This window comes from Streptomyces sp. NPDC006463 (assembly GCF_042870715.1).
Classification (GTDB): Bacteria; Actinomycetota; Actinomycetes; order Streptomycetales; family Streptomycetaceae; genus Streptomyces.
Map to the genome: position 1 here is coordinate 61,135 of NZ_JBIAHP010000031.1, position 13,808 is coordinate 74,942.

General features: G+C 70.9%; 12 protein-coding genes. 7 read left to right on the forward strand and 5 right to left on the reverse strand.

Going from position 1 to position 13,808, the window contains the following annotated elements:
- Positions 1-134: 134 nt before the first annotated feature.
- On the forward strand, positions 135-2,189 hold the full coding sequence (locus ACFYOB_RS36690; protein ID WP_388568030.1) for a LodA/GoxA family CTQ-dependent oxidase: 2,055 nt from the start codon (positions 135-137) through the stop codon (positions 2,187-2,189).
- Positions 2,190-2,223: 34 nt separating this feature from the next.
- Positions 2,224-3,474 carry an NAD(P)/FAD-dependent oxidoreductase gene (locus tag ACFYOB_RS36695; protein WP_388568033.1) on the forward strand — a complete coding sequence of 417 codons (1,251 nt, stop codon included), beginning with the start codon at positions 2,224-2,226 and terminating at the stop codon, positions 3,472-3,474.
- Between the two features lie 314 nt (positions 3,475-3,788).
- Here the strand turns inward: ACFYOB_RS36695 and ACFYOB_RS36700 are convergent, their stop codons facing one another.
- Complete coding sequence (locus tag ACFYOB_RS36700; protein WP_388568036.1) at positions 3,789-5,330, reverse strand: phospholipase D-like domain-containing protein; 1,542 nt, start codon at positions 5,328-5,330, stop codon at positions 3,789-3,791.
- Between the two features lie 438 nt (positions 5,331-5,768).
- On the opposite strand from ACFYOB_RS36700, the gene ACFYOB_RS36705 reads away from it, so the two are divergent.
- From ACFYOB_RS36705 to ACFYOB_RS36720, 4 genes are all read left to right on the forward strand, one after another.
- Positions 5,769-7,364: a hypothetical protein gene (locus ACFYOB_RS36705; RefSeq protein WP_388568039.1), complete on the forward strand. Its 1,596-nt coding sequence runs from the start codon at positions 5,769-5,771 to the stop codon at positions 7,362-7,364.
- A 140-nt stretch (positions 7,365-7,504) separates the two neighbouring features.
- Positions 7,505-8,248: a TetR/AcrR family transcriptional regulator gene (locus tag ACFYOB_RS36710; protein WP_388568042.1), complete on the forward strand. Its 744-nt coding sequence runs from the start codon at positions 7,505-7,507 to the stop codon at positions 8,246-8,248.
- A 77-nt stretch (positions 8,249-8,325) separates the two neighbouring features.
- On the forward strand, positions 8,326-8,640 hold the full coding sequence (locus ACFYOB_RS36715) for a hypothetical protein (RefSeq protein WP_388568045.1): 315 nt from the start codon (positions 8,326-8,328) through the stop codon (positions 8,638-8,640).
- A 10-nt stretch (positions 8,641-8,650) separates the two neighbouring features.
- A complete protein-coding gene (locus ACFYOB_RS36720; RefSeq protein WP_388568048.1) occupies positions 8,651-9,724 on the forward strand; it encodes a M14 family metallopeptidase in 1,074 nt (357 codons plus the stop codon).
- A gap of 94 nt (positions 9,725-9,818) precedes the next feature.
- Here ACFYOB_RS36720 and ACFYOB_RS36725 read toward each other — a convergent pair whose 3' ends face one another.
- From ACFYOB_RS36725 to ACFYOB_RS36740, 4 genes are all read right to left on the reverse strand, one after another.
- Positions 9,819-11,033: a hypothetical protein gene (locus ACFYOB_RS36725; RefSeq protein ID WP_388568051.1), complete on the reverse strand. Its 1,215-nt coding sequence runs from the start codon at positions 11,031-11,033 to the stop codon at positions 9,819-9,821.
- Positions 11,034-11,060: 27 nt separating this feature from the next.
- Positions 11,061-11,222: a hypothetical protein gene (locus ACFYOB_RS36730; protein ID WP_388568054.1), complete on the reverse strand. Its 162-nt coding sequence runs from the start codon at positions 11,220-11,222 to the stop codon at positions 11,061-11,063.
- 6 nt (positions 11,223-11,228) lie between these two features.
- Positions 11,229-11,453 (reverse strand): hypothetical protein, encoded by a 225-nt coding sequence (locus ACFYOB_RS36735; protein ID WP_388568057.1) that lies wholly within the window; start codon positions 11,451-11,453, stop codon positions 11,229-11,231.
- Positions 11,454-11,673: 220 nt separating this feature from the next.
- The gene (locus tag ACFYOB_RS36740) at positions 11,674-12,453 is read right to left on the reverse strand and encodes a TioE family transcriptional regulator (protein ID WP_388568063.1); all 780 of its coding nucleotides are present in this window, start codon (positions 12,451-12,453) and stop codon (positions 11,674-11,676) included.
- A gap of 58 nt (positions 12,454-12,511) precedes the next feature.
- Between ACFYOB_RS36740 and ACFYOB_RS36745 the strand changes: the two genes are divergently transcribed.
- On the forward strand, positions 12,512-13,714 hold the full coding sequence (locus ACFYOB_RS36745; protein WP_388568066.1) for an erythromycin esterase family protein: 1,203 nt from the start codon (positions 12,512-12,514) through the stop codon (positions 13,712-13,714).
- Positions 13,715-13,808 lie beyond the last annotated feature (94 nt).

Here is a 13,808-nt window from a genome sequence, read left to right on the forward strand (position 1 = left end):
GTCGCGCATCGCACACTCGTTTGTCAGCATGGAGAGCTGTACGGACGATGCACCCGTGCACCCCTGCACAACGCTCCACGAGCCCTGGGCACCCCAGTACAGCCCGGAAGCGCCGCATCGCGGGAGATCGAGACATGGCCGCCATTTCCGCTTCCCCGTCCTTAGGACCCGCCGAGAACGACAGCCGAGCGGGCGGCATCCCGGCCGCCGGATCCGGCCCGGCCAGGCCCCCGGCCGAGCCACCAGGGCGCGACACCCTGATCGTGCGGGCCGCCGTCCACCCCGCGATCGGCGTCGCCCGGGTCGGCGACAGCGTCGACGAGTTCTTCCTCGCCCCCGAGACCGAGGACGAGCCCCCGCTTCCCGTCGGCTCGTACAAGGACGCGACCGGCGCCCTGAAGCGGCAGGCCGCCCGGTTCCGGATCTACGGCTACAACGCGGCCGGAGAGCCTGTGGCCGAACTCACCGCGGACAACGCCGAGGTGCTCTGGACCGTGCACGTCGCCAACAAGAAGGCCGCCTGGTACCAGTTCCAGCTGGCCCTGGACATCCCCGAGGCCGCCCAGGCGGACGAGAGCCAACTCCGCAACCCCCTGGTCGCCGGTCCGGACCGCCCCAAGCTGATCATCGACCCAGGCTCCCGTTCCGTAAGCGGCCGCGACCGTGCCGGCCATCCGGAACTGCGGTTCGACACCGGGACGTTCCTCCGCATCCCCGTCTACCTCGGCGAGCTGCGCACCGACGGGGCCGGGCGGCTGGTCTTCCTGGGCGGCCGGGGCGTCGCCGAGTCCGTCGACTTCAAGGAGGCCGAGACCTTCGCCAACAACGACGGCTGGTACGACGACATCTCCGACGGCCCGGTCACCGCCGAGGTCCGAGTCGACGGCCGCGCGCTGCCGGTCGAACCGGCCTGGGTGGTGGTCGGCCCGCCCAACTACGCCCCCGAGCTGAAGTCCGTACGCACGCTGTACGACCTCGTCCGCGACGCGTTCACCACGGCCGGAGCGCTCCCCGAACCGGCGCAGGTCTCCTTCACCCACGACATCCTGCCCATCCTGCGCCGCCTGTGCGATCTGCAATGGGTCAACCAGGGCCTGGCCACCCTGTTCGGGCACGGCGGACGCGAACACTTCCTCGACCCCGACCTGCTGGCCGCCCTCTCCGACCCCGGCCCACGCCACGAGGAGCTGCGCCGGCAGATCTCGAAGACCATGCGTGACCCCGACCGGGACGGCACGTCACCGATTCCCTGGCCACCCGTCTACGGCGACGCGATGAGCCTGCCCCCCGTCTCAGCACGCCAGCACCTGGCCCTCTCCCCGCTCCAGACACGGCTGTTGGCGCGCTGGACCCGCGGCGATTTCGTCGCCGACCACGTCCTCGGTGCCGACACCACGCCCACGGAACTCGACCGGCTGCCGCTCGCCGCCCGGCCTGCCGCCCTGGACCGCGCGGCGCTTTCGTTCTGCATCGCCGACGCCTTCCACCCGGGCTGCGAGATCACCTGGCCGATGCGCCACACCACTCTGTACAGCGCGCCGTTCCGCATCCGCCACCGCCCGCGGAGCAACCCCGAGCGCTCCTACGGCAGGGTGCTCACCCCGCAGACCGCCCTGTCGTACGACGGGCCGCTGTACGCCCAGGAACCCGGCGGCCTGACCCGCTGGATGGCCGTGCCCTGGCAGACGGACACCGCGAGCTGCCGCTCCGGGTACGAGCGCCGGTACGACCCGTACCTGCCGACGTTCTGGCCCGCCCGGGTGCCCAACCACGTCCTCATGGAGGAGGACTACCGGATCGCCGTCGACACCACGCGCCCGCGCGAGGAGCGGCTCGCGGCGTTCGCGCGGCGGTCCCCCTGGGACCGCTGGCTGCCCCCGCCGTACAAGGCCACCATCAACGCCATGGTGAAGGACTTCGGCCGGCTCGGCCTGGTCGAACGCCGTCCGGGCGTCACCAACGACCCTCTGTTGCCCGCCGAGATGCTCGTCGAGTCCGAAGTCTCCTTCCCCGCCGAACCGGCCCCGCCGCGCGCCCGCAACCTGCTGACCCTGCATGTGCCGCTCGCCGCCGACGAGCGGCTGCGGGACGCCGTCCTGGCGACCGCCGTCGCCCTCGCCGAAGAACCCGACGAGGAACTGTCGGCCGGCTACGTCGAGAAGGTCGCCCGCTTCCCGGGCAACCGATGACCCGGCACACGGCGTCCGGCCCCGGCGGCCGACGGTGACGCGCCACGAGGTGTACGACGCGGTCGTCGCCGGCGCAGGACCGGCCGGCGCGGTGGCCGCCCTCGTGCTTGCGCGGGCCGGCCGGCGCGTGGCGATCGTGGACGACCCACCCTCGCCCGCAGCGGGCGCCCACAAGGTCGGCGAAAGCCTGCCGTCGGCCGCCGCCCCGCTGCTGCGCGACCTGGGCCTGTGGCCCGACGGCACCGCCGCGCCCCACCTGCGCTCCACCGGGATGTACGTCTCCTGGGGCTCGCCCGCGCTGTACGAGCGCGGCCCGGTGCAGGACCCGTACGGCGCGGGATGGCAGCTGGACCGCCTCCGCTTCGACGCGTTCCTGCGGGAGGCAGCCCACGCGGCGGGCGCCGAGCCGCTCCGCGGGCAGGCCGTGGACGCCGTGGACGACGGCCCCGGCCTGCGCCTGCTCGTACGCCAGGAGCACGGCACACGGGAGCTGCGCTGCGCCTGGGCCGTCGACGCGACGGGACGGCGTGCGGTCCTCGCCCGGCGTCGGGCGGTCCGCCGGCGCCAGGACCGGCTCGTGGCCGTCCACGTCCTGCTGGCACGCCAAGACCCGTCGACTGGCGGGCAGTCGGACCGGGAAGCCAGGACCGTCGTCGAAGCGGTGCCCGGCGGATGGTGGTACACGACGCTGACCCCCGTGGGCCGGATCGTCGCCCATCTGACGGACCCCGACATCGCCGACCCCCGTCTGCGCACCCCCGACGGGTTCCTGCGCGCGGCCCTGCACACCCGGCACATCGGCGCGCGCCTCATCGCCGGGGACCTCACCGGCCCGCCGGCTCCGCGCTGGAGCGCCGCCCACGGCCTGCGCCTCGCGCCGTACGGCGGCCGGGGCTGGATCGCCGCCGGTGACGCGGCGCTGGCCTTCGACCCGCTCTCCTCGCAGGGCATCCTCACCGCCCTGCACGGCGGAGCCCGCGCCGGACTCGCCGCGGCCCTGTGCCTCGCGGGCGCGCCGCCTCGCCCGGTCCTGGCCTCGTACACGGACTTCCTCGACGGGATCGCCGCCGCCTACGTAGGCCACCACGCGGAGGCATACGCGGCGGAAACCCGCTGGTCGGAACTGCCGTTCTGGCAACGGCGGGGGCCCGACCCGGGGGCCGCGGACGGGCACACGCACGGTGTGCGGTCGGTCGTACCGGCGTGGTGCTGCGCCAGTTGCACAGGGCTGCCGTCTGCGCGTTCGCCAGCCCCGTACCGAGCGGGATGGGCGTCTTCTTCTTGAGCTCCGCGCCGAGGTCGTGGACGTTCACGGCGGGGACCAGCTGGCGCTTACCGTCGGCGGTGGTGAGGGAGAAAGTGGTGAAACCGGGTCCGGCTCCGTCGGTCGCCCATGCCTCGACCGGCTTGGTGCCCGGCGCCGGGCCGCAGGCCACGTCCGCGCGCCGCACGCCGCACGCCGCACGCCGAGTCCGTACGGCTCGGCGCCGGGCAACCGCACCGTGGTCAGGAGTTCGCGTTGTTCGGCGGGGTCACCGTCAGGCCGGGCCCCGGGAGCGGTAGGGGCCTGGCCTCGGTGGAAGAGTCGCGCCGGTCGGGTCAGGCAGCGGGGCAGATGCCCTGCTCGTAGTCGACGGTGGCGGTCTGGCGGGAGTACTGCCACTGCGGATTCAGCAGCTGGGTCGTGAGCTGCCGGGCGGCGTCGGGGCTCTCGACGACGTACCCGAAGTCCTGGAGCCAGGCGGGATAGAGGTTCTTCGAGCCGAGGTAGAACGTCGAGTCGTCCACCGCGACCACCTTGTGGTGCTGGGCGTACGGGTGGCCGTCCGCCCAGGTCGGCGCGGACGAGCTGCGGAAGGTGGCCAGCTGGAGGTTCGAGCACATCGTCGTGCGCGCCGTGCCGCGGTCGCCGGTGACCAGGGCGAGACGGTCGCGAAGGGTGTCGCTGATCTCGGAGAGGGATTTGATCTGGGAGTAGCCCCCGCTGCCGACGGCGCCCCGGTTGGCGGGATCGCTGACCACGATGCGGACCTTCACTCCGGCTGCCAGCTTGGCGGCGAGAGCGTCGTACACGCGGATGTCGTAGCGCGGCAGCGGCGGGCAGGTCGCGTTGACGTCCTGCTGGGAGATCTCGATGTGCCGGCCGGCGGTGGAGATCAGCGTCCGCAGGGCGCTCTCCTCCGGGTTGACCGTGTCGTAGTCCCGGTCGGCGTTGGTGTTGTCGTGGAGCCCGACGACGCACTTGGTGTCGGGTGCGGTGGGCAGCTTGGGCCGGAAGGCCGAGATCGGGTCGTTGCGCAGGATGCCCACTCCGAGCCCGCCGACAGCGATGACGGGCACGTCGCCCTGGGGCGCCGGTGCCGCAGCGGCCTTCGGCATCGACGGCATGCAGGCGGCGCCGTTGGAGGAGGCGAACCAGACGCTGGCGATGTTGCTCCTGTTCTGGCAGGTCCAGGACCACAACTCGTCGAGGTAGCGGCCCGCCGAGGCAGCGCCGGGCCCCTTCAGCGCCAGGTCGACGTCGGCCACCGGGTGGCCGGTCTCCAGGTAGTCGTCCTTCCAGCTGTTGATCCCGCCCGTGACCACCGACTGGCCGTCGACCAGGAGGATCTTGGAGTGGTTCCAGGAGAACGCGGTCTTCGAGGTCGTCATCGAAGCGACGTTGAGGTCGATGTTCCGCGCGTCGTCACCGAGCCTCGCGACGAGTTCGTCCCGGTACTTCGACGGCACCACGTTGAGGTGGTAGATCGGCGCGGCGCCCACCAGGACACGCACCTTGAGCTTGTTCCCCCGCGCCGCCGACGCCTTCAGACCTGAGACGAGAGCGTCCTGGAACGCCCCGTTCGGGAACGGCGCCAGAGTGGATATGTCGACGGTCTGCTTCGCCTGGGCGACGTTCTCGGAGATCTTCGACAGCAGGCGTTCGGTACCGGGCCGCTCCGTGCACGCACTGTCGCCCCAGCAACCGGGGGTCTGGAGCAGCCAATCGCCACCGCCGGGCGTCGAGGTGTCCAGGGCATTGCCGGCGGTGCGCTCCCACACGCGTCCCTCAAGGCCGGGCGAGACCCGCCGGAGTTCCTGTTCGACGGAGTCGAGGTGCGGAGTCGGAGCGGCCGCCGCCGGGACGGCGGGCAGCAGCACGAGCAGGGCAGAGGCAGCTGCGGCTCGGGAGGCGAGACGAGTGGGCCGAAGTGGGCTGGGGCGGAGCAATGTGGGTTCCTTGCAAGAGGGGTGGCCGTCACCGCGTCCCCCGTATCGGGACCTGACGGGGCAACAGGCAAGATCAACTCGCAGAAGCTATCAGTCCGATAGGCGACGCAATCACCGCACATATCGGATTCAGCCAAGCGGTCGAGCACCGGAGATGGCCCGTCCGCCGGTCAACCCGGTGTGCCTGCAGGACAGACGCCGAACCTGCCCGGATGCCAAGTAGCGGTACAGCTCGGAAGACCCTAAACCACCTGCAACCGCCTTGAAATACACGACAGTTACCGAAACGATCAAGCTTGCGTTTCGCGTCGATGATCTGGAACCCTCCGTTCAACTTCCCTGCCGCACAAGTAACGGAGGAATCCCCGCATGCCCATACGACGAACACGTCGCGCCTGGCACGCGGCATTGGCCGCAGCCGCGCTCGCGTTCACCGGCCTGGCGGCACCGGCCCAGGCCGAGGACCTTCCGCCGGACATACCGGCGTCCTGGATCCAGGAGCCCCGTGCGGCCGAGAGCCCCACGACACCGTTCACCGCCCGCGCCATGTCCGCTCCCGGTGGCGCGGCCTCGGCCGGTGACTTCACACTGTCGCCCGGCGCGCTGAACGCCGAGACCACCCAGCGGGTCGCCCGCCTGGACTCGGTGCTGCCCAAGTCCGGAGTGCAGAACCTGCTGGCCGGCGCCAACCGTACCGCCCAACCGTGGTGCTCGCGCGACTCCTTCGGCACCGCGCCGGACCCCGACATCAAGTACTGCCTGCAGAACGACGACTCCGTCTCTCAGGAGTGGGTACCCCAGGGCTTCACCGGCGTCTCCGACGCCAAGGACAACGAACTCTGGGGCGACGCCGGGAACATCCAGTTGTTCGCGTCCTACGACGGCTGGGACCCGGGCCGGGAGACCGACCCGAACCCCGCGACCGGCGACTGCACCACCGCCGAGCTCGAGGCCAACGACGCCTGCAACCAGAAGGGCGTCCGGATCACCTTCGTGCAGAGCCGGACCAACCCGGCCACCGGCAGCCCCGAGGTCAAGTACCGGCACGTCCTTCTGGGCTGGACCTACGTGAACTCCGCCGACCACGTCTCCTTCGACGGACTGCACGCGTCCGAGTACCCGATCCAAAAGGGCGTCCACGCCGGCGGCATCGTCTGGTACGGCAACTACCTGTACGTCGCGGACACCCGCAACGGCCTGCGCGTCTTCGACATGCGCACCATCATGGACCTGGACCCGGACGGCGACCCCAGCACGCACGACGCGATGGGCGCCGACACCGACGGCGTGAAAACCACCGCCAACACCGAGGACAAGACGAAGGTCGGCCGGCACGACAACGTCTGGTACAGCTTCGGTTACCGCTACGTGATGCCGCAGGTGGCCGCGTGGAAATTCAGTGCGACGCAGAGCAACCCCCTGGGTTCCTACGCCTGTGTCTCCACCGGCGCCCCGAAGGCCTCCTACATCTCGCTGGACCGCAGCACCGTCCCGGACCGCCTGATCATGGGTGAGTACTGCCGTCCGGAGAGCGGCTATCCCTCCACGGGCCGCATCGCCTCCTATCCGGTCGCGGCCCTGGAGGGTCGCTCCGCCGACGTTCCCTCGGAAGGCTGGTCCAACTTCCTGCCCATGCCCAACGGCGGCGCCCAGGGCGCGGCGGCGTACAACGGCACGTTGTACGTGAACGAGTCCAAGGGCACGGACGAGCCGGGCAACCTGTGGCGCTACAAGTGGAGCAACGGCCAGCTGGTCCAGGAAGGCCAGGCCGTGAAGACCGCCCGCGGCGCCGAGGACCTCTACGTCGAGCGGGGCACGGGACGGTTGTGGTCCCTCTCCGAACACCGTCCCGGGGCGGCGTCCGACTGCACGGCGAACCGGGACCCCGCTGATCCGGCGGGCACGGACTACTGCCAGCGCGTGCTCTACGCACACAAGCTGAGCTGGCTCAACGGTCAGCCTTAGCCCGCGAGGCGGCCCCGGGGCCCCACTTTTGCGGGCCCCGGGGCCGCCCCGGTGAGATGAACCGGATATTTCGTACAATTACGGATTATATTTAGTTGATATCCCTACATCACCGGCCCGCCCGTGATGGGAGTGGTAACATGGATGAGCGGGACACCCCGGAGAGGCGGCGGCGCCTGAGCCGCCCGCTGGTGCTCGCCGCAGCCGTCGCCCTGGTCGACCGGGAAGGGCTCACAGCGCTGACGATGCGGCGTCTCGCTGCCGACCTGGGCGTGGAGCCGATGGCCATCTACCGGTACACCGCCGGAAAGGACGCCCTGCTCGACGGCTTGGTCGAGGCCTTCTTCGCCGAGGTCAACGACCGGCTGCGGGCTTCGGCCGAAGGGGTCCCCGCCGACGGGGAGACCACGTCGGGCAGCCCGTCCTGGCGCGCCGAACTGCGCCGCATCGCCCGCGCCTTCGCCGCCGCGGTGCACGCCCATCCGGAGATCCTGCCCGTAGTGGCCACGCGCCCGCTCAGCGTGCCGGTGGCCCGGCGCCCGGCGCCGGTGCTCAAGCTCTGCGAGCACATCCTCGAGGTGCTCGGCCGGGCCGGCTTCGACGACGCCACCACGCTGACGATCTACCGCGCCTTCGTGGCCTGGAACCTCGGCTGCCTGCTCGTGGACAAGCGTCAGGTGGTCGACAACCCCGAAGAGCCGGACCTCATGCTGCGCCTGGGCCTGCACCTGATGCCCGCCGCCGAGTACCCGCGGCTGCGCGCCCTCGTCCCGCGACTGGCCGACTACGACGACGAGCAGGAGCTGATCGCGGGCCTCGACTGCCTGCTGAGCCGGTTGCCCGAGGCGCCCCTTGACTCGTTCTACGGCGGAAGCGCAGGCTGAGAGTACAAGGTACACATCGAACATACATGTACATGTTCTGCCTTTATCAGCCCGACGGCGCCCGAAGGAGGCCCGTCATGTCCAACGAGTACACGACCCTTCGCGTCCGGGTCACGGCGAAGGACGCCGACACCCTGCGCGCGCTCCTGCGCGAGACCCGTCCCGACGTCGGCGGGCGGATCGGCCAGGCCGGAGACGGCAGTCTCAGCTTCGACGCCTACGTATCCCCCGAGAAGGCCGAAGCCCTCGAACGCGACGGCGTCACGGTCACGACCCTGGACGACGCCACCGCCACCGGACGCGCCCGCCAGGCCGAGGTCGGCGAGGGAGACCGATTCGCTCCCGAGGACGCGGTTCCGCAGGGACTCGCCCTCAAGGTGAAGGACACCTAGGAGGGACGCCATGCCGTACCTGAACATCACCGAGGTCGCGTCCGGCGTGACCAGTCTTGCCTCTGCGTTCCCGGACACGTGCGACCTCATCGACCTGCCCGAGCAGACCTTCGAGGGCCGGGCGTGCCACGCTCTGCGGATCGGCACCGCCCAAGGAGGGACCAACGACGCCGTCGTACTGATCGGCGGCGCACATGCCCGGGAATGGGGCAGCCCCGAGATCCTCGTCAACCTCGCGGCCGACCTGCTGCACGCCCACGCCGGCGGTACGGGCCTGGCCTACGGCGGTACGAGCTTCACCTCCGCCCAGGTGCACAGCATCCTCGACGGGCTCGACGTCGTCGTGTTCCCGCTCGTCAATCCGGACGGCCGGCACTACAGCCAGACCGTCGAACCGATGTGGCGCAGGAACCGCAATCCGGCCCAGTCCGGCGGCGACCCGGACGCGATCGGCGTCGACCTCAACCGCAACTACGACCACCTCTTCGACTTCGGGACGGCCTTCCACCCGGACGCCCCGGTCCGGGTCTCGGCGGACCCGGCCGACCCCGATCAGGTGTACCAGGGACCCGGGCCGTTCTCCGAGCCCGAGACCCGCAACGTCCGCTGGCTGCTCGACCGGTTCCCGCGGACCCGCTGGTTCGTCGACGTGCACAGCTACACCCAGAACATGCTCTACGTGTGGGGCGACGACGACAACCAGTCCAACGATCCGACCAGGAACTTCCAGAACCCCGCCTTCGACGGCCAGCGCGGGCTGAAGCAGGACCTGCTCTACGCGGAGTTCGTCCCGAAGACCGACGCCGACGACTCCGCCGTGCTCGCCGAGCAGTTCTGCAAGGCACTGAAGGGCGTACGCGGCAAGCAGTACACCCCGAAGTCCGCCTTCGACCTGTACCCGACCTGCGGAACCAGCGACGACTACGCCTACGCGCGCCACATCATCGATCCGCAGAAGGGCAAGATCCTGGCCTTCACGATCGAGTGGGGCGAGAGCTTCCACCCGCCGTGGGCGGAGATGAAGAAGATCGTCCTCGATGTCGACGCCGGGCTCGTGCAGTTCTGCCTGACCGCTCGCACCTAGTGCCGCGCCGCACGTGGTCGAGGCGCCCGTCGTACGGCGGGCGCCTCAGCCGTCCCCGGTCCCACGTCGACGTCCCACGTCGATCCCGTCCGGGCTACGCGGCCCGGTGATAGAAGAACGGGTCGATGGACGGGGGTACTTGCGTCACGTTGTCGAGGTCGAGCAACCGGTGGCTCACGAAGTCGGCGTGGCGCTGGTACGTCACGCCCTCGGGGAAGTTGGCCGGGTCGGGCGTGTTGTTGCCCGAGAACACCCCGTAGAAGTCGCGGCCGACCGCGAGCAGCCGGATGTAATCGCCCATGTAGGGCAGGAAGCGCGCGGTGGGCACATTGGCCGGTGCCTGGTGCAGCACGTGACGCTCCGCCGGGGTCTGCCAGTCGTCGGCCGTCAGCTCCAGCACCGTCACCCACTGCCCCTGGCTGCTGAACTGCTGGTAGGCCAGTCCGAGCAAGGAGTCCGTATTCGCGGCCAGCGCAGGGTTCTTGGCGTTGGTGACGGTACGGACGTCGCCCGACCAGGTCTGCCCGAAGTCGCTCGAATGGCGTATGTGCAGGATGCAGCCGACCCCCGCCGACGCGCCGACGCGGTCGCACCAGGCCACCCAGACGCTTGCCGCGTCCGTGGGGTCCACCGCGATCGTGAGATCGCCTCCGAGGCGCTCCTGGCCCATGAACGCGTTGAACTTCTCGACCCGCTCGGTCGCCACGCGCCGGCCGATGGCCGAGTCGTCGGCGTCCTTGAGGTCTTGGAAGGGGTCCGCCCCGACGCCTCCGCTGTCGTCACGGGTGACCACGACGTCGAAGGTGACGTTCACGAGGTCTCCCCCGCCGTTGGTGGCGTTCTGCCAGCTCTCGAAAGCCGCGTAGACCGTCCCTTCAGGGTGGAGTGCGATCCGTACCGGCGGCCCGCCCTGGCCGAACGGGGCGCGCTGTTCGATGCGGTTGCGCATGAATCCGGCGGGCGCGGGTGCCGTGCGGGCGTCGTCGGAGACGTCCACGGCGGCGGACCTGGGTCTGCGTCCCAAGTCGTTGTTGGCGACGTAGACGCGGTCGCGGGTGACGCCGTTGTCCTGGGAGCTCCCTGCCACGACCCAAGGCTGGTCCGGCCTGTCCCGGGAGACGAGGACCTGCATGGGCGCCGCCGATGAGATGCCCGGCAAGCGCAGGATCTGCATGCGGAGGATGTCCTGCAGGGAGGCCTGGGCGTTGAGGATGCCCGCGTACAGGGCGCCGCCCTCGGACGCGAAGCTGACCGAGATGTCCCCGGTGCCCAGCCCCGGGGCACCGCCGGGAACGACGCTTCGCAGCACCCACGTGTCCCCGCCGTCGGTCGACGCTTAGATCGGAGCGAGGGAGCCCCCCATCGGGTCGGGGGTGAACGCCGTCGCGACCACCTCAGTGGGGTTTTCGGGGTTGACGGCGAGGTCGGGCTCGGCGTCCTGCGTGCGGTCACCGCTCAGCGCGACGGGAGTGATGTTGACGACTTTGATCGTGGGCATGTCCGCTCACCTCCCTGCCGCCTGCAGCGTTTCGAGCTTCTGCACCGGCTGGTAGTCATCGGGGTGGAGGATCTGGAACGGGGCCCACTCGGCCAGGGCGCCCTCGGTGGCGTGCAGGAACCACATTCCCTCCTGCGAGGCCTGCGGCTTCGGCGCCCGGAGCCATCGGAAGTCCCGGCTGTTGGGGTAGAGCACGGTGATCCGCCCCTCGGCGACCTCCCCCTGCTCCACGTGACCGACGTCGAGCTGTGCGAGCCACCAGTCGGGGGCGTGCTCCGAGACACGGAGCCGCGACCGCGCCGCCGCCGGCGCCCACGGGAGGGTTACCGGCGTACACCTACGATGCACACGTACTACGTCCGGTCCGTGCGCGCCTCCGCGCCCGGTCAAGGCTGCTCGCCAGCTGACACCCAGCGGGAACTGTCCCTACGGGCACTACCGGGTGGCCGCTCTAGACTCCGTCTCCTCCGCCGTCCGGCAGGCCGGGGCGCTCGCGGAGGTACGTCTCCAGCTCTGCGGCCCCGCTCAGCATCGCCCGCCCGCGGGCGGACAGCCGACCGCGCCAGTCGCACAGTGCGGCCTCCAGTGGCTCCAGTCCCCCGGCCGCCCGCACCTGGGCGATGAGCGGGGCGATCTGCTCCAGCAAGTAGCCGCCCCGCCTGAGCTGGTGGGCCAGCCGGGCGTCCCGTACGTCGGCCTCGTCGTAGACGCGGTACCCGGTCAGCGAGTCGCGGCGCGGGCGGACCAGTCCGGCGCGCTCCCATTTGCGCAGCGTCGCGGGCCGGATTCCGAGCGTCCCTGCCAGCGGTCCGATGAACGTGCCGCCGGGCCCGGACGGCGCGGCTGACCCGGTCCCCACGGCGGGGTCGGGCGCCGCGGTGGACGCCAGGTCGCGCAGGGCGTTCTCGACGGCCTGGAGGGTCCGCCGGTCCTCCAGGAGCTGGGCGTGGCTCTCGTCGATGAGACGGAACGCCTCATCGACCGCGCCCTCGTTCACGGCCCGCATGATCGACGTCGCCGTCCGGTGGCCGTGGCCGGGCAGAAGGGCGAGAAACGCGCTCAGGGCCCGCGCGTGCAGCGGGGTGTAGGTGCGGTAGCCGTGGGGTGTGCGACCGGCGGCCGGAAGGATGCCGGCCTCCTCGTAGTTCCTGATCGCCTGCGTGGACAGACCGTGCCCGCGCGCCAGATCAACCGGCCTGAGCCGCTCACCGCTTTGAAGGTTTTGCCCCATGGGGCTGACGATATCGCGGGAAAGTTTCAAACGAAGGTTCAACGATACCGTTGAAGGCATGGCTACTGACATCAAGGACACCGTCCGTACCGTCGAGGCTGCCGCCGTCATGAGGCTGCTCCCGTCCCGGCCCCGGCTGCTCGCCCTGGGCGAGCCCACCCACGGCGAGGACACGCTGCTCGACCTGCGCAACGAGCTCTTCCGGCAGCTCGTCGAGCAGGAGGGCTACCGGACGATCGCGATCGAGAGCGACTGCATGACGGGCCTGGTCGTGGACGACCACGTCACCTCGGGCACGGGCACCCTCGACGAGGTCATGGAGCACGGATTCAGCCACGGGTGGGGCGCCTCCGCGGCCAACCGTGAGCTCGTGCGCTGGATGCGGGCCTACAACGACGGCCGGCCCGCGCCCGAGCAGCTCCGCTTCGCCGGTTTCGACGGCCCGCTGGAGATCACCGGCGCCGCGAGCCCCCGGCAGGCCCTCACCGCACTCCACGGCTACCTCGCGGCCCGGGTGGACGCGGACCTGCTCCCCTGCACCGCGGAGGCACTCGACCGTCTGCTCGGCACCGACGACCGGTGGACGGATCCCGCCGCGATGACGGACCCGGCCCGGTCCGTCGGGCAGTCGGCCGAAGCCGGGGAGTTGCGGCTGCTCGCCGACGATCTGGTGGCGCTGCTCGACGCGCAGACGCCGCACCTGCTCGCGGCGACCTCGCGGGACGACTGGGACCGGGTACGCCTGTACGGGCGCACCGCGACCGGCCTGCTGCGCTACCACCACTGGATGGCCGACACCTCACCGGCCCGCATGACCCGGCTGGTGGGCCTGCGGGACCAGATGATGGCCCACAACCTCCTCGCCGTCGCCGCTCGGGGCCCGGCACTCGTCCACGCCCACAACTCCCATCTGCAGCGGGGGAAGAGCACGATGCGGATGGGCGGGATGCCGCTGGAGTGGTGGAGCGCCGGTGCGCTGGTGAGCGCCCGACTCGGCGAGGAGTACGCCTTCGTGGCCACGGCCCTCGGCACGATCCGGCACCGGGGAGTGGGCACGCCGCCGCCGGGCACCGTCGAAGGACTCCTGTACGCGCTCCCGGAGGACTGCTGCCTCATCGACGCCCCTCGGCTGGCCACCGCCCTCGGCGACAGGCTCCCCGCGCCCCGCGTATCCCCCTGGTTCGGCTACGCCCCGCTTGACCCGGCCCACCTGGCGGACAGCGACGGGCTCGTGTTCGTCAGGGACGTCCCGCAGCACTAAGAGGTCCTAACAGAAGCCGTTGATCATGTGACCTTCGGTTCGGATGTTCGTTGGTTTGGCCGTGGGGAAACGTCAGTCGCGGCCGTGGATCGTG

Excerpts from the sequence above, each read along its gene's own strand:
- ACFYOB_RS36710 (WP_388568042.1), top strand. The coding sequence starts at position 7,505 with ATGGATGAGCGGGACACCCCGGAGAGGCGGCGGCGCCTGAGCCGCCCG.
- ACFYOB_RS36730 (WP_388568054.1), bottom strand. The coding sequence starts at position 11,222 with ATGCCCACGATCAAAGTCGTCAACATCACTCCCGTCGCGCTGAGCGGT.
- ACFYOB_RS36715 (WP_388568045.1), top strand. The coding sequence starts at position 8,326 with ATGTCCAACGAGTACACGACCCTTCGCGTCCGGGTCACGGCGAAGGAC.
- ACFYOB_RS36740 (WP_388568063.1), bottom strand. The coding sequence starts at position 12,453 with ATGGGGCAAAACCTTCAAAGCGGTGAGCGGCTCAGGCCGGTTGATCTG.
- ACFYOB_RS36690 (WP_388568030.1), top strand. The coding sequence starts at position 135 with ATGGCCGCCATTTCCGCTTCCCCGTCCTTAGGACCCGCCGAGAACGAC.
- ACFYOB_RS36705 (WP_388568039.1), top strand. The coding sequence starts at position 5,769 with ATGCCCATACGACGAACACGTCGCGCCTGGCACGCGGCATTGGCCGCA.
- ACFYOB_RS36720 (WP_388568048.1), top strand. The coding sequence starts at position 8,651 with ATGCCGTACCTGAACATCACCGAGGTCGCGTCCGGCGTGACCAGTCTT.
- ACFYOB_RS36745 (WP_388568066.1), top strand. The coding sequence starts at position 12,512 with ATGGCTACTGACATCAAGGACACCGTCCGTACCGTCGAGGCTGCCGCC.